The organism is Pseudonocardia sp. ZF1 (genome assembly GCF_056835605.1).
This window is the reverse complement of sequence record NZ_JAJNBY010000001.1, coordinates 1,867,382-1,889,484: the sequence shown is the minus strand read 5'-3', so window position 1 is coordinate 1,889,484 and position 22,103 is coordinate 1,867,382. Positions and strand designations below refer to the sequence as shown.

Genomic DNA, 22,103 nt, shown 5'->3' with positions numbered 1-22,103 from the left:
GAGCACCCACCACATGGCGCCCTCGAAGACCGCACCCCGCCGCCCGAAGGGCCAGGGGCAGTGGAAGCTCGGCCACCGCGAACCGCTGAACCCCAACGAGCGCAGCAAGCGCGACGACAATCCGCTGAACGTGCGCGCGCGGATCGAGAACGTCTACGCCCGGCGCGGCTTCGACTCGATCGACCCCGCCGACCTGCGCGGACGGTTCCGCTGGATGGGGCTCTACACCCAGCGCAGGCCCGGGATCGACGGCGGCCGCACCGCGGCGCTGGAGCCCGAGGAGCTCGACGACTCCTACTTCATGATGCGCGTGCGCCTCGACGGCGGCTCGGTCTCGGTCGAGCAGCTGCGTGCGCTCGGTGAGGTCTCGCAGCGCTACGGCCGCGACACCGCCGACGTCACCGACCGGGAGAACATCCAGTACCACTGGATCCGCGTCGAGGACGTCCCGGCGATCTGGAAGCTGATCGAGCCGCTGGGCATGCAGACCACCGAGGCCTGCGGCGACTGCCCCCGTGTGGTCATGGGGTCCCCGGTCGCCGGCGTCTCGGCCGACGAGGTGGTCGACCCGACCCCGGCCATCGACGAGATCGTGCGCCGCTTCATCGGCGACCGGGAGCTGTCGAACCTGCCGCGCAAGTTCAAGTCCGCGATCTCCTGGCAGCAGGACGTCGCGCACGAGATCAACGACATCTCCTTCGTCGGCGTCGAGCACCCCGAGCACGGCCCCGGCTTCGACCTGTGGGTCGGCGGCGGACTGTCGACCAACCCGCGGATCGCCGAGCGGCTCGGCGCCTGGGTCCCGCTCGACGAGGTCCCCGACGTGTGGCACGGCGTCGTCCAGGTGTTCCGCGACTACGGCTACCGCCGCCTGCGCCACCGCGCCCGCATCAAGTTCCTCATCGCCGACTGGGGCCCGGAGAAGTTCCGCCAGATCCTGGAGGACGAGTACCTGGGCCGGAAGCTCGTCGACGGCCCCGCCCCGGCGGTCCCCGAGCGGCCCATCGACCACGTCGGCGTCCACAAGCAGAAGGACGGCCGCAACTACGTCGGCGTCGCCCCGCCGTCGGGCCGCGTGTCGGGCACGACGCTGCTCGCCGTCGCCGACGCCGCCGAGCGCGCCGGGTCGGACCGGATCCGGTTCACCCCGTACCAGAAGATCGTCGTGCTGGACGTGGCCGACGACAGGCTCGACGGGCTGATCGAGGACCTGAACCGGCTCGGCCTGCCGGCCCGGCCGTCGACCTGGCGCCGTTCCACGATGGCCTGCACCGGCATCGAGTTCTGCAAGCTCGCGATCGTCGAGACCAAGGAACGCGCGATCCGGCTGGTGGAGGACCTGGAGAAGCGTCTCGCCGACGTCGTGCCCGACGTGCCGATCTCGCTGCACCTCAACGGCTGCCCGAACGCCTGCGCCCGCACCCAGGTCGCCGACATCGGCCTCAAGGGCCAGATCGTCACCGACGCGGACGGCAACCAGGTCGAGGGCTTCCAGGTCCACCTGGGCGGCGGGCTGGGGCTGGACTCCGGTTTCGGGCGCAAGCTGCGCGGGCTCAAGGTCACCAGCGCCGAGCTGGGTGACTACGTCGAGCGCGTCGTGCGCCGCTTCGCCGAGCAGCGCGACGGCGACGAGCGGTTCGCCCAGTGGGTCCTGCGGGCCGACGAGGAGGACCTGAAGTGAGCGGGCGCGTCACGCCGTTCCACTGTCCGTACTGCGGCGAGGAGGACCTGCGCCCGGCCGAGCGGTCCGAGAAGGTCCCCGGCGCCGCCTGGTGGTGCGCGGGCTGCCTGCGCACCTTCGTCGTGACCTTCGTGGGGATCGGCGTCCCCGAGACCTCGGGAGCGGAATCATGAGTGTTGCCCTGGAGACCGACCTGCGCGCCACCGCCGAGCGCGGTGCCGCCGAGCTGGGCCCGGACGCGACCGCCGAGCAGCTGCTCGCCTGGGCCGCGGAGACCTTCGGTGACCGGCTGATCGTCGCCTCCAACATGCAGGACGCCGTCCTGGTCGACCTGGCCCAGCGGGCCCGGCCGGACGTCGACGTGCTGTTCCTGGAGACCGGCTACCACTTCGCGGAGACCATCGGCACCCGCGACGCGGTCGACGCCGTCTACCCGCGGCTGCGCATCGTGAACGCACAGGCGGACCAGACGGTCGCCGAGCAGGACGCCGAGTACGGCAAGGACCTGTTCGCCCGCGAACCGGACCGCTGCTGCGCGCTGCGCAAGGTCGTCCCGCTGGAGCGGACGCTGTCCGGCTACGACGCCTGGGTCACCGGCGTCCGCCGCGTCGAGGCCCCGACCCGGGCGAACACGCCGCTGGTCACCTACGACGAGAAGTTCGGCCTGGTGAAGATCAACCCGATCGCCGCGTGGTCCGACGAGGACATGGACGCCTACATCGCCGAGCACGGGATCCTGGTGAACCCGCTCGTCGACGCCGGCTACCCGAGCATCGGCTGCGCGCCCTGCACCGCGAAGCCGAAGCCCGGCGAGGACCCCCGCTCCGGCCGCTGGGCCGGGCGTGCCAAGACCGAGTGCGGGCTGCACGCATGACGACCCTGGAGGAGACCGCCGTGACCGCCGCCGTCACGACCCCGGCCCTGGACGCGCTCGACGCGCTGGAGTCCGAGGCGATCCACGTGTTCCGCGAGGTCGCCGGTGAGTTCGACCGCCCGGTGATCCTGTTCTCCGGCGGCAAGGACTCCACCCTGCTGGTGCACCTGGCCATCAAGGCGTTCGCGCCCGCCAAGGTGCCCTTCGGCCTGCTGCACGTCGACACCGGGCACAACTACCCGGAGGTCATCGAGTTCCGGGACCGGGTCGCGGCGCAGCACGGGCTGCGCCTGGAGGTCGCCCGCGTCGAGGACTACCTCGCCGACGGGCGGCTCGTCGAGCGCGCCGACGGCACCCGCAACCCGCTGCAGACCCAGCCGCTGCTCGACGCGATCGCCGAGCACCGCTTCGACGCCGTGTTCGGCGGCGGCCGGCGCGACGAGGAACGCGCGCGGGCCAAGGAGCGGATCATGAGCCTGCGCGACGCGTTCGGCCGCTGGGACCCGCGCAAGCAGCGCCCGGAGCTGTGGAACCTCTACAACGGACGGCACGCCGCCGGTGAGCACGTCCGCGTCTTCCCCATCTCCAACTGGACCGAGCTCGACGTCTGGCGCTACATCCGGCGCGAGGGCATCGAGCTGCCGTCGATCTACTACGCGCACGAGCGCGAGGTCTTCCAGCGCGACGGCATGTGGCTCGCCGAGGGCCCCTGGGGCGGGGCGCGCGACGGCGAGCGGCTGGAGCGCAGGTCCATCCGGTACCGCACGGTGGGCGACGGCTCGTGCACCGGCGCCGTCGAGTCCACCGCCACCACCCTCGACGAGGTCATCGCCGAGGTCACCGCGTCGCGGCTCACCGAGCGTGGCGCGACCCGGGCCGACGACCGGCTGTCCGAGGCCGCGATGGAGGACCGGAAGAAGGAGGGCTACTTCTGATGACGGGCACTGCCGACACCACCTCCCGGTCCCTGCTGCGCTTCGCCACGGCGGGCTCCGTCGACGACGGCAAGTCCACCCTGGTCGGGCGCCTGCTCTACGACACCAAGTCGGTGCTGGCCGACCAGATCGAGGCCGTCGAGCGCGCCTCGGTCGACAAGGGGATGTCGACGCCGGACCTGTCGCTGCTCGTCGACGGCCTGCGCGCCGAGCGCGAGCAGGGCATCACCATCGACGTCGCCTACCGCTACTTCGGCACGCCGACCCGGGAGTTCGTCCTCGCCGACACCCCGGGCCACGTCCAGTACACCCGCAACACCGTCACCGGCGCGTCCACCGCCGAGCTGGCGGTGCTGCTGGTCGACGCCCGCAACGGCGTCGTCTCCCAGACCCGCCGGCACGCCGCGGTGCTGTCGCTGCTGCGCGTCCCGCGCCTGGTCCTGGCGATCAACAAGATCGACCTGATCGAGTACGACCAGGCGAAGATCGCCGACATCGAGCGCGAGTTCACCGAGCTGACCCGCTCGCTGGGCTTCACCGACGACGCCGTCCAGGTCATCCCGGTGTCCGCGCTGGTCGGGGACAACGTGGCGTTCCGCAGCGGGAACACGTCCTGGTACACCGGGCCGACGCTGCTGGAGCACCTGGAGTCGGTCCCGGTCGACGGCCCCGACGCCGACGCCCCGTTCCGGATGCCGGTCCAGTACGTGATCCGCCCCAGGAACGGTGCCGAGTCCCGCTCCGCTGACGCTTCGCTCGGTGACCTGCACGACTACCGCGGCTACGCAGGCCAGGTCGCCTCGGGCACCGTCCGTCCGGGCGACGAGGTCGTCGTCCTGCCCGAGGGGCACCGCACCACCGTCTCCGAGGTCCGGACCGCCGACGGCCCGCTGGCCGCCGCCGGGGCGGGCCTGAGCGTGACGGTGCTGCTCGCCGACGACATCGACGCCCCCCGCGGCGCCCTGATCGCGGCCGCGTCCGACGTCCCGGAGGTCACCTCCGAGATCGACGCGACGCTGTGCTGGCTGGCCGAGAAGCCGCTGCTCCCGGGCGCGCGGCTGCTGCTCAAGCACGGCACCCGCACCACCCAGGTGATCGTCGGGGCGCTGGGGTCGCGGCTGGACACCGAGACGGTGTCCTACGCCGCCGCGCCGGAGAAGCTGGAGATCAACGACATCGGCCGGGTGTCGCTGCGCGTCGCCGACCCGCTGCCGGTCGACTCCTACGCCCGGGTCCGCACCACCGGCGGGTTCCTGCTGATCGACCCGCCGACGGGCAACACGCTCGCCGCCGGTCTGGTGGGCGACCCGCTCGCGGCGGTGCCGGCCGCCGGCTGACCGCTCCGCGCCGTCCACGGCCCCCGCACCCGCTCCGGGTGCGGGGGCCGTGTCGTGCCGGGCGGGGTGTCCGGACCGGGCGGTCGTGGCCCGGGTCACCCGGACGCGCCGGAGCGGCGCCCACCACGGTACGTCCCCGCAGGTCAGCGACCCGCGACGGCCACGTGTCCGGACAGGTTTCCCGTCGTCCCGACCAGCGGACGACGACTTGTCGACCCCCTCGATCCGTTCCACCATGGACGGGTGACCACGACCGCCGCCCCCGCCGACCGGACCCTCGCGTCCGACCGCCGCGCGGAGTCGGACCCGGCGGTCTCCTGGCACCTCGTCGCGCACCTCGAGCGGTTCTGGCCGTCGCGCCGGCTCGACGCGTTCGACGAGTTCTGTCGTCGGGGCTGAGACACCTCCCCGACCGACCTCCCACCACGTACCGCGTACCCCTCCCACGGGTCGCGGACGCTCCCGCACGCCCGGCGTGCGCAGGAAGCAGGATCATGTTCGACCCCTCGCTCGCGCTCGCCGGCCTGCTCGTCGGCTTCCTCGTCGGCCTCACCGGCATGGGCGGCGGTGCGCTCCTGACCCCGTTGCTCGTCCTGGTGTTCAAGGTCAACCCGCTCACCGCGATCTCCTCGGACCTGCTGACCTCGCTGGTCATGAAGCCGGTCGGCGCCGCGGTGCACGCCCGGCGGCGCACCGTGCACTGGCGGCTCACCGGGTGGCTGGTGCTCGGCGCAGTCCCCGCCGGGTTCGCCGGCGCGGTGGTCATCGGGATGATCGGGAAGGGCGTCGGCGTCGAGGACCGGCTCAAGGTGTTCATCGGGATCGCGCTGGTCGCCTCGGTGCTGACCACCCTGTTCCGGCAGGTCATGGACCGGCGCGGCAGCCGCAACGCCGTCGACGTCGACGCGCCGGTGGACGTCCGCCCGCTGCGGACGGTGCTGATCGGCGTCGTCGGCGGGCTGGCGGTCGGGATGACCTCGGTCGGCGCCGGGTCGCTGATCATCGCGATGCTCCTGCTCGCCTACCCGCAGCTGCACCCGTCGCGGCTGGTCGGCACCGACATCGTGCAGGCGATCCCGCTGGTCGCCGCCGCGACGGTCGGGCACCTGTTCTTCGGCGACGTCCAGTTCGGTCTCGCCGCGGCGCTGCTCGTCGGCGCCCTGCCCGGCGTGTGGTTCGGCGCGCGGCTGTCCTCCGGGGGCACCGGCCGGCTCATCAAGCCGGTCGTGACCGCGGTGCTGCTCGCCTCGGCGCTCGCGCTGCTCGGCGTCCCCGGCCCGTGGGTGCTGGTGGCGACGGCGGCCGCCCTCGTCGTGACCGTCGTCCTGCTGCCGCGCCGCCGCCCGGCCGTCGCCGAGCCGGAGCGGGTCCCCGAGCCGGTCGGCGCCCGCGACTGACCCCGACCAGGTCCCGCTCCCCCGGGAACGGCTCAGGCCGCCGGGACGGCGCGGGACGCGGCGCCGGGCAGGGCGCTCAGCACGGCGCGGGCGACGGCGTCGTTGTAGCGCAGGCTCTGCGCGTTCATCCCGGGCCGGGTGAACGCCCCGGCGACCTTGACCGTCGTGTGCGGCCCGACCGCGAACCGCCGCTCGTGCACCCCGCCGTCCGCGGTGTGCAGCGCGCCGTCGGCCGGACGGACCGACAACAGGCCGGTGTTGCGCAGCGGGGCACCGTCGTCGTCGTGGAGGACCTCCTCGACGGCCTCGCCGCGGGCGAGCAGGCCACCCAGCAGCCCGTCCACCGTGCGCGAGACGCTCGGGTCGGGCAGCCGGGCGTCGACCAGGACCCGGGTCGTCACCGGCGCCGCCCCGGCCAGGGTGGTACTGGTGGCGTGGAAGCCGTCGGCGTCGATGTCGACGCTCATCCCGGCGCCGAGGAACCGCAGGTACCCGGCACGGGACAGGGCGAGCATCTGGCGGACCCGGAAACCGGGTGGGCCGGACGCGACCGAGTTGAAGAACGACTGCCACCACGGCATGTCCCTCGCCCGCGAGCGCGGCGAGAGCACCCCGGACCCGGCCAGGCGGGTGGTCTCGGTGTAGACCGACAGCATCGCGACGAACGCGCCGAGGTGCGGGGTGTGCCGCTCGTCGACGTGCTGGCGCAGGTCCTCGGCGATGCGTTCGCGCACCAGGGGTTGCAGCGCCTCGAGGTCCGGGGCGTGCACGCCGTCGAGCGGGCGGTCCAGCGCGGTCAGGTCGAGCCGGTCGAGCGGGTCGGGCACCAGCTCGGCGATCAGCGCCGCCTCCTCGGGCGAGCCGTGCGCGACGGCGGAGAACCGCCGGGCGAACTCGTCCCACCCGGCGCGGACGCGGTCGGGGTGGCCGACGAACAGCTCGTGGTACCAGCCCCAGCCGATCTCCTTGGCCATCAGCGGCCACACCCGGGTGGCGACGTCGACCGGGCCGCCGGAGGCGATGAGGTCGTCGGTGACGTCGGGGCCGAGGAACCGCGGCAGCGGCGGAAGCCCGCCCCGTAGCTGGTAGTGGGTCTTGGAGTGGTAGGTCGCGCCGCGCGGGGACCCGCCGACGACCACCGGCTCCCGCCCGCACGGCTCGTACCGCAGCCGGCCCGGGTCGGCGTCGTCCGGGTCGGGGACGAAGCGCCCGCCGCGGCCCTCGAACAACAGCACCACGAGGTCGACGAACGCCAGCCCCAGCCCGCGGGCCAGCACGGTCTCGCCCGGCGCGATCACCGACAGGTCGGAGTCGGAGGTCTGCTCGGGGGGCAGGTAGCGCAGGCCGAACTCGTCGGCGCGGGCGGCGAGCGCGATCTCGTCGTCGGTGGGGGTGGCGTCGAGGTGCCCGGAGGCGAGCACGACGGCGTCGCCGCGCAGGACGGTGCCGTCGGCGAGGGTCACGACCTGCCTGCCGTCGGTCTCGTCGAGGGTTTCGGCGGTGGTGCGGTGCACGTGCACCCGCATCCCGGCCGGCGCCCGGCCGACGACCTCGCGCAGCACCGCGGCGAGGTAGTGGCTCTGCAGCCGCCGCGACGGGAACGTCGACGCCGTGACCTGCGCCAGCTCGTCGGCGAGCTCCGGTCCGAGCTCGGCCCGCGGGTCGCCGTGCTCGCGCAGGTCCTGCGCCCAGTCCCAGAACGACGGGCCGGGCGCCACCGGGCCGTCGCAGACGACCGAGGAGTCGGTCCACATCGTGACGTCGGCGGCCATCGAGTTCATCGCGAGCAGCGGGGACTGCGCGTGCCGCCAGATGCGGCCCGCCCCGGCCGGGAACGGATCGACGAGGTGGACGTCGACGCCGGGTCCGGCGAGGGCGTCGGACAGCAGCTCGGGCGCACTCGCGACCATGCGCTCCAGCACGCCGGCCCCTCGGGGGCCGGCGCCGACGATCACGACGGACGGGGCGTGCGGGCTACGGGACATCGGGGCGCTCCTGGGTCGGCGGGCGGAGGGGGACGACCCCTCACGGCGCCCACCGCAGGCGGCACAGGTCGACGTGCCTGCGCCTCACCAGCCGGAGACCCATGGATGCCACGGTAGGTCGCCTCCCTCGCCGTGGCCACCCGCCACGGTCGGTCCACCTGCCTCAACACCGCACCGGGCCTCCGGGATTCCGCACCCCGTCCGTGAGCGCGGGCCGGTGGCGGCACGGTCGTCAGGCGGCCGGGCCGGCCAGGGTGACGTGCAGCGGCCGGTCGGTCCCCGCCGTCGCGGCGACGGCCTCGGCGAGGATCTCCAGGACCGTCGCGTGGGTGCCGGGGTCGGCCGCGGCGAGCGGACCGTCGGCGACGACGAGCTCGACGGGTCCGGCGGGCAGCCAGGACAGATCGCCCAGGCAGTCCGCCAGCGCGTCGAGGTTGTGGCCGTAGTACTCGGGGAAGCTCAGCGCCCGGCCGAGGGCGGACAGGACCGCAGCGCGGTCCGCGACCCCTTCGACGACGGCGACGAGACCGGAGCCACCGGCCCGCCCCCGGGCCGCGTCGACGGCGGGGGCGGTTCCGGCGCTCTCACGGGGAAGGGTGCTCACCTCGAGACGTCTACCACGACGAACGAGGCGTAGTGGTCGGCCGTGTAGTAGTACTCCCCGCCCGATCCGGTGACGATCCGCCGGGCGCCGCGGGTGCTCGCGCCGGGGGTCGGCACGGTGAGCTCCTGGTAGTAGCCCGAGGACTTCGCGGGCAGGATCCCCTCCCGGTTCTGGAAGGTCGTCCCGTCCTGGCTGTACGGGTACGGCCCGCCCGAGCGGATCAGCCGGTAGGTGTCGGTGGCCTGGGACGGCAGCGACGACAGCGCCCGCACCGGCAGCCCGGACTCCTGCTCACCCGGCACGGCGGCCGGGGCGACGGGAGCGGCGACGGCGGCCGGCACGGCCGGAGCGGGTGCGGCGGCGGCCGCGGCGGGCAGGGCGAGGCCGAGGGCGGCCAGAACGGCGACGAGTGCCCCGACGAACAGGGCACGCGTCCCGGACCGCGCATCCGGTCGAATGATCATGGTCCGGACGCTAGGCCGGGTCACCCGTTCGGGTACAGACGTCGCGACGAACCGCCACCGTCCCGTCACCCGCTGTTTCCACGGCTGCCGCGACGACCACCCTCCGTTCGCCCGCCGACCGCATCGGCGGGCCGGTGACGGGCCATGATCACGACCGGTCACCGCGTAGGCGCATCCGGTCACCGTGTCCTGCGTCGCACCCCTGTTCTACGCGCAGTAAAAGCGCGTTGAAGCGGGTACAACGGAGCTCGAGAGACCAGGAACGACTGCGCATGACACGCCCCGATCCCGACACGTTCAACGGAGAACGTCGCATGACCGCAGAGTTGATTCACCCCCTGCCCGAGGCTCCCGCACCCGTGGAGCTCCCGGCACGCCAGGCCGGCCGCTCGACCGTGGACCGGCTGCTGGACTCGATCGACGACCTGGTGCGCCGGCACCGCGCGCTCGCCGCGCACGACGGCGCCTCCGCCGCCCTGCACGCCGAGCTGATCGCGGCCGAGCTGGACCAACAGGTGGCGATCCTGCGGACGATGCCCCGCCAACCCGGCAGCTGACCCACGCGGGTCAGAGCTCGGCCGCCGCCGGGATGATCTCCGACCCGAACACCCGCAGCGGCTCGATCGTCGCCACGTCCGGCACCACCGTGTGCACGTGCTGCACACCGAGTGCCGCGTAGCCGCGCAGCTCCTCGACCGCGGCCTTCGGGTCGGCCGGGTCCAGCCGCGCCATGACCGTCTTCTCGATCTCGTCGTAGTCGCGTCCGACCTCCTCGCAGCGGGTGCGCAGCACGTCCAGCTTGCGCTCCAGCTCGGGGCCGCCGAACAGGTTGCACGCGTCGGCGTACTGCGCGACCAGGCGCAGCGTCTTCCGCTCCCCACCGCCGCCGATCAGGATCGGCGGATACGGCCTGCGCAGCGGCTGCGGGGTGTTCAGCGTGGCGCCGAGCCGGTAGTGGGTCCCCTCGAAGGGGCCGTCGTCGTCGCTCCACATCTGACGGGCGATGCGCAGCGTCTCCTCCAGCCGTTCGAACCGCTCCGCGGTCGGCGGGAAGAACAGCCCGAGCCCGGTGGCCTCCTCGTCGTTCCAGGCGGCGCCGACACCCAGCATCGCGCGGCCCTTCGACAGCACGTCCAGGGTGGTCACGGCCTTCACCAGCAGGCCGGGGTCGCGGTAGGTCACCGCGGTCACCCAGGCCAGCAGGTCGACCTTCTCGGTGCGGGCGGCCAGGTAGCCGAGCACGGTGTAGGCCTCGAGCATGTCGGTCTCGACCGGCCCGACCGGCCGGATCTGCCAGAGGTGGTCCATGACGCTCACCCGGGAGAAGCCCTGCTCCTCGGCCGCGACGGCGATCCGGGACAGGTCGTCGGCCAGGCCCGCCGGTCCGGCCGGGTAGGTGAAGTCCGCGATGTGCAGTCCGATCCTCACGGCATGTCCTCTCGTAAACGGAGCCAACTCCGTTTCGAGCCTAGCCCTCTCCCGGCGACCGGCGCCACCGCGCCCATCGGACCGCGGGCGTCGCCGGTTCGGTCGGCTCCGTCACGTCGCGCACGACCGTTCGGTGCGGTTCACTGATCCGGTGATCGTGCTCGTGCGGAGGCTGCACATCGACCTGGGCCGGACGGCCGGGGCCCTCTGTCCCTGCTCCTGACCCCGTCCCCCCGCAGCCCTCGTACAGGAGTTCACCCATGCCTCTCGTCACCTTCGCCGTCAGCGGCCAGGGCACCGGCGTCGCGCAGACCGTCGCGGTCGACGGCGCCGGCTACGTCATCGAGACCGACGCCTACCCCGCCTTCGGCGGCAAGGACGAGCACCCCAGCCCGCTCGCCTACACGCTCGCGTCGCTGTCGTCGTGCAACCAGGTCACCAGCTCGATCGTCGCGAAGGAGCTCGGCATCACGATCGAGCACGTGCGCTTCGACGTCGCCGCCGACTTCAACCCGACGACGATGACCACCGGGACCCACCGCGACGGCGAGACCACCTTCCAGAACCTGCGGGTCGACGCCGTGATCACCACCGACGGCACCGACGAGCAGGTCGCGCAGCTGGCCCGGGAGACCGAGCGCCGCTGCCCGGTGTCGCAGCTGTTCGCCCTGGCCGGGGTGTCGATCACCAGCACCTGGACGAAGGCCTGAGGTCCTAGTCTGCGGGGGTGGCAGACACTGTCGACTCCCCCGAGCTCGTCCACCTGGCCGTCGAGGCCGGGATCGCGACGATCACCCTGGACTCCCCGCGCAACCGCAACGCACTCTCGGCGCAGCTGCGCCGGGAGCTGATCGCGCACCTCGACGCGGCGATCGCCGACGACGCGGTGCGGGTCATCGTGCTGACCCACACCGGCACGGTGTTCTGCGCGGGCATGGACCTCAAGGAGTCCCGTGGCGCGGGCGCCGAGCAACAGGGCGTCACCGAGGTGCCGCGGATCCTGACGACGCTGTGGGACTCCCCCAAGCCGGTCGTCGCCCGGCTGTCGGGCCCGGCCCGCGCCGGTGGGGTCGGGATCGTGGCGGCGTGCGACATCGCCGTCGCCGCCGAGTCGGTCACCTTCGCGTTCTCCGAGGTCCGGATCGGGGTGGTGCCCGCGGTCATCTCGGTGACCGTGCTGCCCCGGCTGTCCGCCCGCGCCGCGCACGAGCTCTTCCTCACCGGGGAGACCTTCGACGCGCGGCGCGCGGCGGCCGTCGGGCTGATCAACAGCGCCGTCCCGGCGGAGACCCTCGACGACGAGGTGGCCCGCTACACCGGCATGCTGCGCCTCGGTGCGCCCGGCGCCCTGGCCGGGGCGAAGGCGATGCTGCGCCGCGAGCGCCCGGCGACGATGAGCGACGACTTCGCCGCGATGAACACGCTGTCCGCCTCGTACTTCGCCTCCGAGGAGGGGCAGGAGGGCATCCTGGCCTTCGGGGAGAAGCGGACGCCGTCCTGGGTGCCGGAGGGCTGAGCCCCGCGCCCCCGGCCCAGGCCCGCTCCGGCTCGACCAGGCCCGGCTCGCCTCGCGCCGGCCCGGCTCGCCACGGCCCGGGTCCGTCCCGGCCCGGACAGCCGAGTGGCACACCGGGCACCTCGGACCCCCTCGGGCGGGTTCACGGCGTACCACTCGTCGGTGCGTGGTCCAGTGCCCGGCCGATCTCCGCGACGATGCGCCCGGGCTCGTCGCGCAGGTCGAGCCGGGTGTAGCGGTAGATCCGCCACCCGGCGTCGACGAGGCGGGTCACCCTCGTGGCGTCGCGCAGGACCCGGTCGGGGCCGGTGTGGTCGGCGCCCTCGTACTCGATGCCGACGCGCGGCGCGGGATAGGCGAGATCGAGCCACACCGCGCGGCGCCGGGCGTCGTCGAGCACCGGGTGCTGGACCTCAGGTCGCGGCAGGCCGGCCCGGACCAGGAGCAACCGCAGCCGGGTCTCGGGCGGGGACATGGCGCGCCGGTCGGCGAGCCCCAGGACGCCGGGAACGCCGGCCACTCCGCGCAGCCCCCGGTAGCGGACCGCGAAGTTCAGCAGCAGGTCCGGAGCGAACCCGTGCCGGAACGCCAGCGCGTCCACCGCGACGACGGCGGCGGTCTCGTCGCGACCCCGGGCCAGGTCGAACGCGGTCCGCAGCGGCGTGGTGACCCGGACCCCGTCGCACCACCCGATCTCACCGGGGTGCAGCCGGTCGCGGCGCACGCGCACCCCCGCCGGGGCCCGGGCCCGGACCGGGAGTACCACGTCGACCGGCGCCCCGGCCGGCGCGCACGGTGCGCCGGACAGCTCAGCCGCGGCCCATCCCGCGATCACCCCGCGACCGCCGGACCAGCGGAACACCGCCCGGCACCGGTCGGCGTGTCCGAGCGGGACGAGGTGCCGGGCGGCCCAGGTGTCGGGCAGCACCCGGACGAACGCCGGGCCCTGCAGCCGTCGCGCCGTTACGAGGCCCGCGCCGACGGCGGCCGAGCCACGGAAGATGAGGGGCCACCCCGGCACGTCCACCGACGCAGGATCCGGGGACACCGCGCCGGGCGGGGCCGTTCGGCGTCGCCGGTGTGCGATCGCGAACCGGTCCGGTCGCCGGCGTGCGCCGAGTGGCACACCACGGACCCGGGACCGGCCCCGACGGGTCCACGGTGTGCCACTGGGCGAAGCGGGCCGTGGCTCGGCCAGGACGGCCCGGAGGCCCCGGGGGGGTAACGGGGGTGTGCCGCGACCACTGCGGGCGGGGGTCCTGCTGCGGCTCGGCGAAGTGGGCTCCGCGGCGGCGGGGCGAGGTGCGGAGGTGGGGCGGGCCGCCGAGGGGCGGGGAGCCACCGGGCGCGCCTACCCTGGAGGGCATGAGCGTCCCCGTCGTCAGCACCGACCCGGGCGCGGCACTGGACTTGCTCGCCGGGCGGCGCCTCGTCGTCCTCACCGGGGCCGGGCTGTCCACCGACTCCGGCATCCCGGACTACCGCGGCCCGGGCTCACGACCGCGCAGCCCGATGACCTACTCCGAGTTCGTGTCCGGGGAGCCCGCGCAGCGGCGGTACTGGGCGCGCAGCCACGTCGGCTGGGCCCGGATGCGTCGCGCCGACCCCAATCCCGGGCACCGCGCGCTGGCCGCACTGGGGGCGGCGGGCGTCGTCGACGGGCTGATCACCCAGAACGTCGACGGCCTGCACTCCGTGGCCGGCAGCCGCGGCGTGGTCGACCTGCACGGGCGCATCGACGAGGTCGTCTGCCTGGACTGCCGCCGCATCACCCCGCGCGACGCGCTGCAGGCCCGGCTCACCGCGCTCAACCCCGGCTTCACCGAGGCGCACAGCGCGCAGGTCGAGACGGCCCCCGACGGCGACGCCGCGGTGGAGATCACCGACGGCTTCCGGATCGCGCCGTGCGCGTCCTGCGGCGGGGTCCTCAAACCGCACGTCGTGTTCTTCGGGGAGAACGTGCCGAAGGACCGGGTGGCGCGCTGCTACGCGATGGTGGCCGCGCTGACCCCCGAGGACGGCGCGCTGCTCGTCGCCGGGTCCTCGCTCACCGTCATGTCGGGGCTGCGGTTCGTCCGGGCCGCGCACCGGGCGGAGGTGCCGGTCGTGATCGTCAACCGCGGGGCGACCCGGGGCGACGAGCTCGCGGACCTGCGCGTCGACGCGGGCTGCTCGGAGGCGCTGGCCGCACTCGCGGCCCAGCCGGTCTGAGCGCTCAGGCCCCGCCGTCGCGACGCCCGCGGGGGGTGTCGAAGCGCCGGGTGGCGCGGTCGGCACCGATCGCGACCAGCGCGCACGCGGGCAGGACCACCACCGTCACGAACACGACCTGCGCCACGAACGGCAGGCCGGTGAGCCACAGCTCGAACGCGTCCCAGCCGTCGATGATCGTGCGCACACTCCACACGGTAGTCCCCGGGCCCAGGCATTAGGTTCGGGGCCATGTTCGCTGTCTATGCGCAGGAGCCCAACGCCGATGCTCCCCTCGACTCCCTCGTCGTGGGCGAGCGGCCCGACCCGGAGGTCCCCGACGGCTGGGTCTCCGTCAACGTCTCCGCCGCCAGCCTCAACATGCACGACCTGTGGACGCTGCGCGGGGTCGGCATCAAACCCGACCAGTTCCCCATGATCCTCGGCTGCGACGGCGCCGGGACCCTCGACGACGGCACCGAGGTCGTCCTCTACCCGATCATCGGCGACCCTGACTGGCGCGGCGACGAGACGCTCGACCCGAAGCGCACCCTGCTCACCGAGCGCCACCAGGGCACGATGGCCGACAAGGTGATCGTCCCGGCGCGCAACGCCGTCCCCGCCCCGAAGGGCCTCACCCCCGGCCAGGGCGCCGTCCTGGGCACCGCCTGGCTGACCGCGTACCGGATGCTGTTCACCAAGTCGGGCCTGCAGCCGGGCCAGACGGTGCTCGTCCAGGGCGCCTCCGGCGGCGTCTCGACGGCACTGGTCCAGCTGGGCCGCGCCGCGGGCTTCCAGGTGTGGGTCACCGGCCGCGACGAGGAGAAGCGCGCACTGGCCGAGCGCCTCGGCGCGCACGCCACGTTCGAGTCCGGGGCGAAGCTGCCGGGCAAGGTCGACGCCGTCATGGAGTCGGTCGGCGAGGCCACCTGGAAGCACTCCATGCGGGCGCTGCGACCCGGTGGCCGCATCGTCGTCTGCGGCTCCACCTCGGGTCCGAACCCGCCCGCGGACCTGCAGCGGCTGTTCTTCCTCCAGCTCGAGGTGGTCGGCGCGACCATGGGGACGCGCCAGGAGCTCGCGGATCTCATGAACTTCGTGGCGACGGCCGGGATCGCGCCGGAGATCGGGACAGAACTGCCGATGGACTCCGCGAAGGAGGCGTTCGAGGCGATGGCCGCGGGGCGCACGGCGGGGAAGATCGTCCTGACCCGCTAGAGCGTTACGTGATCCGGGTGTGATGCAGTCGTGATGTCGTTGGTGAACGTCAAGCGGTCTACGTAATCGCTGGTCGTCGGCCTGTCGGTCATCGCTGCGTGACGACCGCCCGGCGCTCGGGGGACGTTTGCCCAGGACAGGGTCGGATTTCGCCCGTTCGGCAAGTACAGTGCGTCATCGTGACCGAGCCTTTCAGTCGACGGGCGTCGGGGACTGCCACCATGGCTGCCCCGACGCCTGGAGCCGCGGGTGTCGTCGAGTTCCTGGACCGGGTCGACCACGCCGTGGCCACAGCCCTGTCCACCAACCCGTCCTCGACGGACGTCAGCCGTGACGGCTGGCGGGTCCTGTTGATGCTCGCCCGCGGCACCGGCCGCAGCATGGGTGAGGTCGCGGGACACACGTCGCTGCCCGCCCCCACGGCCACCCGGATCGTGGACCGCCTCGTCGAGAAGAAGCTGGCCTACCGGTCGGCCGACCCGCTCGACCGGCGCCGCGTGCTGGTGCACCTGTCGGCCGAGGGACGGACGGTCGTCGAGTCCGTCTGCCAGCGGGTGCAGCGCATCCTGTCGCCGCGCCGTGCCCCCGCCGCCCGGCCCGCGCCGTGCGACGGGCCGATCCCCGGCCCCGGGCGGGTTCGGTCATGTAGACCGCCCCCGCGCTCCCCGCCCCCACCACGTACACGTCGGGCCCGACCCCCAGCCGGGAGTCGGGCCCGCTTCGCGTCCGGGAGCTACTTCTTGGGCTTCTCGGTGGCCGTCCCGCCGCCGGTGGACAGCGCGGCGACGAAGGCTTCCTGCGGGACGTCGACGCGGCCGATCGTCTTCATCCGCTTCTTGCCCTCCTTCTGCTTCTCCAGCAGCTTGCGCTTGCGGGAGATGTCGCCGCCGTAGCACTTGGCGAGGACGTCCTTGCGGATCGCGCGGATCGTCTCCCGGGCGATGATCCGGGCGCCGACGGCGGCCTGGATCGGCACCTCGAACTGCTGGCGCGGGATGAGCTCGCGCAGCTTGGTCGCCATCGAGGTGCCGTAGGAGTACGCCGACTCCTTGTGCACGATCGCGGAGAACGCGTCGACGGCCTCGCCCTGCAGCAGGATGTCGACCTTGACCAGGTCGGCCACCTGCTCGCCGGCCTCCTCGTAGTCGAGGCTGGCGTAGCCGCGCGTGCGGGACTTCAGGTTGTCGAAGAAGTCGAAGATGATCTCGCCGAGCGGCATCGTGTAGCGCAGCTCGACGCGGGTCTCGGACAGGTAGTCCATCCCGCCGAGCTGGCCGCGCCGGCTCTGGCAGAGCTCCATGATGGTGCCGACGAACTCCGACGGCGCCAGGATGGTGATCTTGGTGATCGGCTCGCGGACCTCGGCGACCTTGCCCACCGGCCAGTCGCTGGGGTTGGTCACCTCGATCTCCTCGCCGTCGTCGGTGGTGACCTGGTAGACGACGTTGGGTGCGGTGGAGATCAGGTCGAGGTCGAACTCGCGCTCGAGCCGCTCGCGGGTGATCTCCAGGTGCAGCAGGCCGAGGAAGCCGCAGCGGAAGCCGAAGCCCAGCGCGGCCGAGGTCTCCGGCTCGTAGGTGAGCGCGGCGTCGTTGAGCTGCAGCTTGTCCAGCGCCTCACGCAGGTCGGGGTACTGCGAGCCGTCGATCGGGTAGAGCCCGGAGTAGACCATCGGCTGCGGCTCGCGGTAGCCGGTCAGTGGCGCGGTGGCCCCGTTGCGCTTGGACGTGACGGTGTCGCCGACCTTGGACTGACGGACGTCCTTCACCCCGGTGATGAGGTAGCCGACCTCGCCGACGCCGAGGCCGTCGGACGGCTTGGGCTCCGGGGAGACGATCCCGATCTCGAGCAGCTCGTGCTCGGCACCGGTGGACATCATCTTGATCTTCTCGCGCGGCGAGAGCTTGCCGTCGACGACCCGGATGTAGGTGACGACGCCGCGGTAGGTGTCGTAGACCGAGTCGAAGATCATCGCGCGGGCGGGGGCGTCGGCGTCGCCGACCGGAGCGGGGACCTGCGCGATGACGGCGTCCAGCACCGCCTCCACACCCTCACCGGTCTTGGCGCTGCACCGCAGCACGTCCTCCGGCTCGCAGCCGGTGATGTGCGCGATCTCCGCGGCGTAGCGCTCCGGGTCCGCCGCCGGCAGGTCGATCTTGTTGAGGACCGGGATGATGTGCAGGTCCTTCTCCATGGCCAGGTACAGGTTGGCCAGGGTCTGCGCCTCGATCCCCTGCGCGGCGTCGACCAGCAGGATCGCGCCCTCGCACGCCTCGAGCGCCCGGGACACCTCGTAGGTGAAGTCGACGTGGCCCGGGGTGTCGATCAGGTGCAGCACGTGCTCGGTCTCGACGCCGTCGGCGTTCTTCGCCGTCCACGGCAGCCGCACGTTCTGCGCCTTGATCGTGATGCCGCGCTCGCGCTCGATGTCCATCCGGTCCAGGTACTGGGCCCGGGCGTCACGTGCGCTGAGCACCCCGGTGACCTGCAGCATCCGGTCGGCCAGGGTGGACTTCCCGTGGTCGATGTGGGCGATGATGCAGAAGTTCCGGATGCGCTCCGGCGGGGTGAACGTGCGGTCGGCGTACGTCGTCACTCGGCTGTACTCGGCTTTCGCTCATGCGTGGGGCTTCGGGCACTTCGGGTGCTCAGGGCACTCGGGGCTCGGGGCACTGGGACCCATCGTCCCATGTCGGGCCGGGCGACCGCCGTGGTGGCACCGCAGATCGTCACACGCCGTTCACGCGACGCGTCCCGGCGTTGCCGCCCGCCCACCGATCGCGCACGATCGAACGGTCAGCCACCCCCACCCGGAGGAGTCACCGTGTCGGTCACCCCCGTCCCCCCGCTCGACCGACTGGGCGCCGCCCGCGTCGTGCTGGCCCGCAAGAAGAAGCTGGGCCTCACCTGGGACAAGATCGCCGAGGCGTTGGGCCACCCGGTCGAGTGGTCCACCTCGGCCCTGCTCGGGCAGCAGACGCTGACCCGCGAGCAGGCCGAGACCGTCGGTTCACTGCTCGACCTGGACCCCGACGTCGTCGATGCGCTCACCCTCCCGCCGGTCCGCGGCGCGTCCGCGGTGGACCTCACCGATCCACTGGTCTACCGGCTCTCGGAAATGGTCCAGGTGTACGGAACGACGATCTCGGAGCTGGTCCGCGAGGAGTTCGGCGACGGCATCGTCTCGGCCATCGACTTCGAACTGGACCTGCAGCGGGTGCCCGACCCCAAGGGCGACCGGGCTGTGATCACCCTCAACGGGAAGTTCCTGCCCTACCGCGTCTGGTGACCCGGCACAGAGCGCGACGACGCCGCTGGTAACCTTGTGCGTCGAGCGCTCGGCGTGCTCGCCCGAAACGGCCTGGACCCTCTCTCCAGTGATGCTGTTCGGTGCCGCCGGAGCGGACCCGGACGAGAACACTCACCAGCCGACCAGCAGGCAGGAAGACCAGAGGCAGACGTGGCCAACATCAAGTCGCAGATCAAGCGAGTCAAGACCAACGAGAAGCGCCGGCAGCGCAACAAGTCGGTGAAGTCGTCGGTCAAGACCGCGATCCGCCACTTCCGCGAGGCCGCCGACTCCGGCGCCGACAACGTCGTGGAGCTGCAGCGCAAGGCGGCCAAGGCCCTCGACAAGGCGGCCGGCAAGGGCGTCATCCACCGGAACCAGGCGGCGAACCGCAAGTCGGCCCTGGCCAAGCGTCTCAACGACGTCCAGGCCTGAGCCACCCCGGTTCTTCCGACGACGGCGCCGCCCCACCCGGGCGGCGCCGTCGTCGTGTTTCCGGGCCCCGGGCGGTGTCGGAGCGCTCGGGGGTCCGGCCGGGTCAGCGCGGGGTGCGCGCGGAGACGACGGCCAGTACGGCCCGTTCCAACGCGTACTCCGCGTCCGCGGCGACGCCCTTGACGTCGGCGTTCACCCGCGCCGTCGCCGCGATGGCGACGGCGAGCTGCTCCGGCCGCCACTGCCGGACCGTCTGCTGGGCCTTGCGGATCTTCCAGGGCGGCATGCCCAGCTCCCCGGCCAGCCGGTTCGGGTCGCCCCGCCCGGCCGAGCCGACCTTGGCCAGGGTGCGCACCGAGTCCGCGAGGGCGTCGGCGATCAGCACGTGCGGGACACCGAGCACCAGCGCCCACCGCAGCGCCTCCATCGCCGCCCGCCGGTCCCCCGCGACCGCCGCGTCGGCCACCGCGAAGCCCGAGGACTCGGCCCGGCCGCGGTGGTAGCGCCGCACCCCGGCCTCGTCCACGGCGCCGCCGGTGTCCGCGACGAGCTGCCCGGCCGCGGCCGCCAGCTCCCGCAGGTCCGACCCGACCGCCTCGACCAGCACCGCGAGCGCCCCGGGCGTGATCGTGCCGCCGTGCCGGCGGACCTCGTCGCGCACGAAGTCCGACCGCTCGTCGGCGCGGGTGATGCGGTTGCAGGTGACGGTGTGCGCCCCGGCCTTGCGCATCAGGTCCAGGACCGCCTTGCCCTTCGCCCCCCCGGCGTGCTGGACCACGAGCACGATCCCGTCGGCCGGGTCCTTCACGTAGTCGGCGATGGCGGCGGTCATGTCCTTGTTCGCGTCCTGACCGTGGGTGAGCACGATCACCCTGCCCTCCGCGAAGAGCGAGGGGCTGAGGTGCCCGGCCAGCTCGCCGGGTGCCACCTCGGAGGTGCGGAAGCGGCGCAGCTCGGTCTCCGGATCGCGCTGCCGTGCGCGCCGGACCAGGTCGGACACCGCCCGCTCGGCCAGGAACTCCTCGTCCCCGACGACCAGCTGCAGCGGGCCCGGTTCGCTCGTGCTGCTCACACCCCCCATGGTGGCCCACACCTCCGACAACGGGTGAGCCGCGTCCCGACCGGAGGACGCCGTCTGGCGGTGGGGCGGCCCGCTCGCGTACGGTCGTCGTCGATTCCGGCGCCCGGCGTCCGGAGCACCACAACCGCATATGGCTCATCCAGAGGGGCAGAGGGAACGGCCCGTTGAAGCCCCGGCAACCGGCGTCGCACGACGATCCGCCCAGACCTGCGCATTCCGCGTGGCGAGGACGTCGACGAACACGGTGCCAATTCCGGCCCGCCACGTCCGGCGGGACAGATGAGGAGATCTCGTGACTCTCACTGCTGCGCCCGAAACCACCTCCGCCTACGACCTCGGTTCCGCGCGCGCTCTCGCGTGCCGCGAGTGCCGCCACGAGATCCCGCTCGCCGCGGAGTTCGCGTGTCCGCGCTGTTTCGGCCCCCTCGAGGTCGCCTACGAGTTCCCGACGGTCACCCGCGCCTCCATCGAGGCCGGGCCGAAGTCGATCTGGCGCTACAAGGACCTGCTGCCGGTGCCGTCGACCGTCGAGCAGCACGCGAACACCGAGCCCGGCCTGACCCGGCTGATCGAGGCCGACAACCTGGCCCGCGCGCTCGGCGTCCGCAAGATCTGGATCAAGGACGACACGGGCAACCCGACGCACTCGTTCAAGGACCGCGTCGTCGCCGTCGCGCTCGCCGCCGCCCGTGAGCTCGGCTTCTCGGTGCTGTGCTGCCCCTCGACGGGTAACCTGGCCAACGCCGTCGCCGCCGCGGCCGCCCGCGCGGGCTGGGACTCGGTCGTGCTGATCCCGTCCTCGCTGGAGCAGGCGAAGATCGTCACCACCGCCGTCTACGGCGGCACCCTGCTCGCCGTCGACGGCAACTACGACGACGTCAACCGGCTCGCCACCGAGCTGGCCGCCGAGCACGAGGACTGGGCGTTCGTGAACGTCAACGTCCGGCCGTACTACGCCGAGGGTTCGAAGACCCTGGGCTACGAGGTCGCCGAGCAGCTCGGCTGGCGGCTCCCGCAGCAGGTCGTCGTCCCGGTCGCCTCCGGCTCCCAGCTCACCAAGATCGACAAGGGGTTCACCGAGCTCGGCACCCTGGGTCTGGTCGAGCCCACCCCGTACACCGTGTTCGGCGCCCAGGCCACCGGCTGCTCGCCGGTCGCGCGGGCCTTCGAGGCCGGCCACGACGTGATCCAGCCGCAGAAGCCGGACACCATCGCGCGCTCGCTGGCGATCGGGAACCCGGCCGACGGTCCGTACGTCCTCGACTCGGTGCGCCGCACCGGCGGCTCGGTGGGGCACGTGTCCGACGAGGAGGTCGTCGCCGGCATCCGGCTCCTGGCCCGCACCGAGGGCGTGTTCGCCGAGACCGCGGGCGGGGTCACCATCGCGACCACCAGGAAGCTGCTCGAGGCCGGGGCACTCGACCCCGACGCCGAGACCGTCCTCATGATCACCGGAGACGGCCTCAAGACCCTCGACGCCGTCTCCGGCGAGGTCGGCCCGACGGCGACCGTGCCGTCGACGTCCGCCGCGGTCCGCGAGGCGCTGGCGAACCGGGGCTGACCGGCCCCGCCGGCCGGGCGCCGGACGGGGGTCGCCCCGCGCGACCACCGCCAGCCCGGCCGGGTCGTCGCCGGTCAGGGCCAGGTCGCCGGACCGGTCGGTGCGTGC

General features: G+C 73.2%; 24 protein-coding genes, 1 pseudogene and 1 riboswitch. Of the genes and pseudogenes, 17 read left to right on the top strand and 8 right to left on the bottom strand.

Annotated elements, in window-relative coordinates; translation table 11 throughout:
* Positions 1 to 13 precede the first annotated feature (13 nt).
* The 7 genes from ZF1_RS09385 (at position 14) to ZF1_RS09355 (ending at position 6,224) form a co-directional block, all read left to right on the top strand.
* Positions 14 to 1,681 (top strand): nitrite/sulfite reductase, encoded by a 1,668-nt coding sequence (locus ZF1_RS09385; protein WP_482637007.1) that lies wholly within the window; start codon positions 14 to 16, stop codon positions 1,679 to 1,681.
* Positions 1,678 to 1,854 (top strand): hypothetical protein, encoded by a 177-nt coding sequence (locus ZF1_RS09380; protein ID WP_062401491.1) that lies wholly within the window; start codon positions 1,678 to 1,680, stop codon positions 1,852 to 1,854. The genes ZF1_RS09385 and ZF1_RS09380 overlap by 4 nt, the downstream gene beginning before the upstream one ends.
* The gene (locus ZF1_RS09375; RefSeq protein ID WP_251784658.1) at positions 1,851 to 2,555 is read left to right on the top strand and encodes a phosphoadenylyl-sulfate reductase; all 705 of its coding nucleotides are present in this window, start codon (positions 1,851 to 1,853) and stop codon (positions 2,553 to 2,555) included. Before ZF1_RS09380 ends, ZF1_RS09375 begins: the two co-directional genes overlap by 4 nt.
* A complete protein-coding gene (cysD, locus tag ZF1_RS09370) occupies positions 2,552 to 3,490 on the top strand; it encodes a sulfate adenylyltransferase subunit CysD (RefSeq protein WP_208824758.1) in 939 nt (312 codons plus the stop codon). The genes ZF1_RS09375 and cysD overlap by 4 nt, the downstream gene beginning before the upstream one ends.
* On the top strand, positions 3,490 to 4,827 hold the full coding sequence (locus ZF1_RS09365) for a sulfate adenylyltransferase subunit 1 (RefSeq protein ID WP_346105347.1): 1,338 nt from the start codon (positions 3,490 to 3,492) through the stop codon (positions 4,825 to 4,827). The genes cysD and ZF1_RS09365 overlap by 1 nt, the downstream gene beginning before the upstream one ends.
* Before the next feature lie 243 nt (positions 4,828 to 5,070).
* Positions 5,071 to 5,226, top strand: a complete 156-nt coding sequence (locus ZF1_RS09360; RefSeq protein WP_482637006.1) for a hypothetical protein — start codon at positions 5,071 to 5,073, stop codon at positions 5,224 to 5,226.
* A gap of 95 nt (positions 5,227 to 5,321) precedes the next feature.
* Entirely contained in the window at positions 5,322 to 6,224 is a 903-nt protein-coding gene (locus tag ZF1_RS09355; RefSeq protein WP_251784662.1) for a sulfite exporter TauE/SafE family protein, read from the top strand.
* Positions 6,225 to 6,256: 32 nt separating this feature from the next.
* Here ZF1_RS09355 and ZF1_RS09350 read toward each other — a convergent pair whose 3' ends face one another.
* The 3 genes from ZF1_RS09350 to ZF1_RS09340 form a co-directional block, all read right to left on the bottom strand.
* Positions 6,257 to 8,209 (bottom strand): FAD/NAD(P)-binding protein, encoded by a 1,953-nt coding sequence (locus ZF1_RS09350; protein WP_482637005.1) that lies wholly within the window; start codon positions 8,207 to 8,209, stop codon positions 6,257 to 6,259.
* A 232-nt stretch (positions 8,210 to 8,441) separates the two neighbouring features.
* Positions 8,442 to 8,813: a barstar family protein gene (locus ZF1_RS09345; protein ID WP_208824770.1), complete on the bottom strand. Its 372-nt coding sequence runs from the start codon at positions 8,811 to 8,813 to the stop codon at positions 8,442 to 8,444.
* Entirely contained in the window at positions 8,810 to 9,277 is a 468-nt protein-coding gene (locus tag ZF1_RS09340) for a guanyl-specific ribonuclease (RefSeq protein ID WP_482637004.1), read from the bottom strand. The genes ZF1_RS09345 and ZF1_RS09340 overlap by 4 nt, the downstream gene beginning before the upstream one ends.
* A gap of 314 nt (positions 9,278 to 9,591) precedes the next feature.
* Here ZF1_RS09340 and ZF1_RS09335 point away from each other — a divergent pair, with 314 nt between their 5' ends.
* The gene (locus tag ZF1_RS09335; RefSeq protein WP_482637003.1) at positions 9,592 to 9,834 is read left to right on the top strand and encodes a hypothetical protein; all 243 of its coding nucleotides are present in this window, start codon (positions 9,592 to 9,594) and stop codon (positions 9,832 to 9,834) included.
* Between the two features lie 10 nt (positions 9,835 to 9,844).
* Here ZF1_RS09335 and ZF1_RS09330 read toward each other — a convergent pair whose 3' ends face one another.
* On the bottom strand, positions 9,845 to 10,705 hold the full coding sequence (locus tag ZF1_RS09330) for an LLM class F420-dependent oxidoreductase (RefSeq protein WP_251784666.1): 861 nt from the start codon (positions 10,703 to 10,705) through the stop codon (positions 9,845 to 9,847).
* Between ZF1_RS09330 and ZF1_RS09325 the strand changes: the two genes are divergently transcribed.
* Genes ZF1_RS09325 through ZF1_RS09315 form a run of 3 tightly spaced genes read left to right on the top strand, consistent with a single transcriptional unit; the run spans position 10,686 to position 12,221 of the window.
* Positions 10,686 to 10,928 (top strand): putative leader peptide, encoded by a 243-nt coding sequence (locus tag ZF1_RS09325; protein WP_482637002.1) that lies wholly within the window; start codon positions 10,686 to 10,688, stop codon positions 10,926 to 10,928. The genes ZF1_RS09330 and ZF1_RS09325 overlap by 20 nt on opposite strands.
* Before the next feature lie 37 nt (positions 10,929 to 10,965).
* On the top strand, positions 10,966 to 11,415 hold the full coding sequence (locus ZF1_RS09320; protein WP_073578011.1) for an OsmC family protein: 450 nt from the start codon (positions 10,966 to 10,968) through the stop codon (positions 11,413 to 11,415).
* Positions 11,416 to 11,432: 17 nt separating this feature from the next.
* Positions 11,433 to 12,221 (top strand): enoyl-CoA hydratase-related protein, encoded by a 789-nt coding sequence (locus ZF1_RS09315; RefSeq protein ID WP_405418402.1) that lies wholly within the window; start codon positions 11,433 to 11,435, stop codon positions 12,219 to 12,221.
* Between the two features lie 142 nt (positions 12,222 to 12,363).
* On the opposite strand, the gene ZF1_RS09310 is transcribed toward ZF1_RS09315, so the two are convergent.
* Positions 12,364 to 13,248, bottom strand: coding sequence for an endonuclease domain-containing protein (locus ZF1_RS09310; protein ID WP_405418404.1), 885 nt, complete (start codon positions 13,246 to 13,248; stop codon positions 12,364 to 12,366).
* 338 nt (positions 13,249 to 13,586) lie between these two features.
* Here ZF1_RS09310 and ZF1_RS09305 point away from each other — a divergent pair, with 338 nt between their 5' ends.
* The gene (locus tag ZF1_RS09305; protein WP_405418406.1) at positions 13,587 to 14,432 is read left to right on the top strand and encodes an NAD-dependent protein deacetylase; all 846 of its coding nucleotides are present in this window, start codon (positions 13,587 to 13,589) and stop codon (positions 14,430 to 14,432) included.
* A gap of 4 nt (positions 14,433 to 14,436) precedes the next feature.
* Here the strand turns inward: ZF1_RS09305 and ZF1_RS09300 are convergent, their stop codons facing one another.
* Positions 14,437 to 14,619 carry a hypothetical protein gene (locus ZF1_RS09300; protein ID WP_062401450.1) on the bottom strand — a complete coding sequence of 61 codons (183 nt, stop codon included), beginning with the start codon at positions 14,617 to 14,619 and terminating at the stop codon, positions 14,437 to 14,439.
* 44 nt (positions 14,620 to 14,663) lie between these two features.
* Here ZF1_RS09300 and ZF1_RS09295 point away from each other — a divergent pair, with 44 nt between their 5' ends.
* Both ZF1_RS09295 and ZF1_RS09290 read left to right on the top strand, forming a co-directional pair.
* Positions 14,664 to 15,629 (top strand): zinc-binding dehydrogenase, encoded by a 966-nt coding sequence (locus ZF1_RS09295; RefSeq protein WP_251784669.1) that lies wholly within the window; start codon positions 14,664 to 14,666, stop codon positions 15,627 to 15,629.
* Positions 15,630 to 15,850: 221 nt separating this feature from the next.
* Positions 15,851 to 16,117, top strand: a pseudogene (locus ZF1_RS09290) (MarR family winged helix-turn-helix transcriptional regulator); the annotation flags it as partial.
* Positions 16,118 to 16,362: 245 nt separating this feature from the next.
* On the opposite strand, the gene lepA reads toward ZF1_RS09290, so the two are convergent.
* The gene (lepA, locus tag ZF1_RS09285; protein WP_062401443.1) at positions 16,363 to 18,225 is read right to left on the bottom strand and encodes a translation elongation factor 4; all 1,863 of its coding nucleotides are present in this window, start codon (positions 18,223 to 18,225) and stop codon (positions 16,363 to 16,365) included.
* Between the two features lie 228 nt (positions 18,226 to 18,453).
* Between lepA and cynS the strand changes: the two genes are divergently transcribed.
* Together cynS and rpsT are read left to right on the top strand one after the other, a co-directional pair.
* Entirely contained in the window at positions 18,454 to 18,918 is a 465-nt protein-coding gene (cynS, locus tag ZF1_RS09280) for a cyanase (protein ID WP_482637001.1), read from the top strand.
* Positions 18,919 to 19,089: 171 nt separating this feature from the next.
* Positions 19,090 to 19,353, top strand: a complete 264-nt coding sequence (rpsT, locus tag ZF1_RS09275; RefSeq protein ID WP_062401442.1) for a 30S ribosomal protein S20 — start codon at positions 19,090 to 19,092, stop codon at positions 19,351 to 19,353.
* 103 nt (positions 19,354 to 19,456) lie between these two features.
* On the opposite strand, the gene holA is transcribed toward rpsT, so the two are convergent.
* Positions 19,457 to 20,434, bottom strand: a complete 978-nt coding sequence (holA, locus tag ZF1_RS09270; RefSeq protein ID WP_482637000.1) for a DNA polymerase III subunit delta — start codon at positions 20,432 to 20,434, stop codon at positions 19,457 to 19,459.
* Between the two features lie 132 nt (positions 20,435 to 20,566).
* A riboswitch (SAM riboswitch) is annotated at positions 20,567 to 20,720 on the top strand.
* A gap of 6 nt (positions 20,721 to 20,726) precedes the next feature.
* Between holA and thrC the strand changes: the two genes are divergently transcribed.
* Positions 20,727 to 21,995: a threonine synthase gene (gene thrC, locus ZF1_RS09265; protein ID WP_073578019.1), complete on the top strand. Its 1,269-nt coding sequence runs from the start codon at positions 20,727 to 20,729 to the stop codon at positions 21,993 to 21,995.
* The last annotated feature ends 108 nt before the right edge of the window (positions 21,996 to 22,103 follow it).

Excerpts from the sequence above, each read along its gene's own strand:
- ZF1_RS09385 (WP_482637007.1), top strand. The coding sequence starts at position 14 with ATGGCGCCCTCGAAGACCGCACCCCGCCGCCCGAAGGGCCAGGGGCAG.
- ZF1_RS09295 (WP_251784669.1), top strand. The coding sequence starts at position 14,664 with ATGTTCGCTGTCTATGCGCAGGAGCCCAACGCCGATGCTCCCCTCGAC.
- ZF1_RS09350 (WP_482637005.1), bottom strand. The coding sequence starts at position 8,209 with ATGTCCCGTAGCCCGCACGCCCCGTCCGTCGTGATCGTCGGCGCCGGC.
- holA (WP_482637000.1), bottom strand. The coding sequence starts at position 20,434 with ATGGGGGGTGTGAGCAGCACGAGCGAACCGGGCCCGCTGCAGCTGGTC.
- ZF1_RS09325 (WP_482637002.1), top strand. The coding sequence starts at position 10,686 with ATGTGCAGTCCGATCCTCACGGCATGTCCTCTCGTAAACGGAGCCAAC.
- ZF1_RS09355 (WP_251784662.1), top strand. The coding sequence starts at position 5,322 with ATGTTCGACCCCTCGCTCGCGCTCGCCGGCCTGCTCGTCGGCTTCCTC.
- ZF1_RS09365 (WP_346105347.1), top strand. The coding sequence starts at position 3,490 with ATGACGGGCACTGCCGACACCACCTCCCGGTCCCTGCTGCGCTTCGCC.
- ZF1_RS09320 (WP_073578011.1), top strand. The coding sequence starts at position 10,966 with ATGCCTCTCGTCACCTTCGCCGTCAGCGGCCAGGGCACCGGCGTCGCG.
- ZF1_RS09335 (WP_482637003.1), top strand. The coding sequence starts at position 9,592 with ATGACCGCAGAGTTGATTCACCCCCTGCCCGAGGCTCCCGCACCCGTG.
- ZF1_RS09305 (WP_405418406.1), top strand. The coding sequence starts at position 13,587 with ATGAGCGTCCCCGTCGTCAGCACCGACCCGGGCGCGGCACTGGACTTG.
- ZF1_RS09340 (WP_482637004.1), bottom strand. The coding sequence starts at position 9,277 with ATGATCATTCGACCGGATGCGCGGTCCGGGACGCGTGCCCTGTTCGTC.
- cysD (WP_208824758.1), top strand. The coding sequence starts at position 2,552 with ATGACGACCCTGGAGGAGACCGCCGTGACCGCCGCCGTCACGACCCCG.
- ZF1_RS09375 (WP_251784658.1), top strand. The coding sequence starts at position 1,851 with ATGAGTGTTGCCCTGGAGACCGACCTGCGCGCCACCGCCGAGCGCGGT.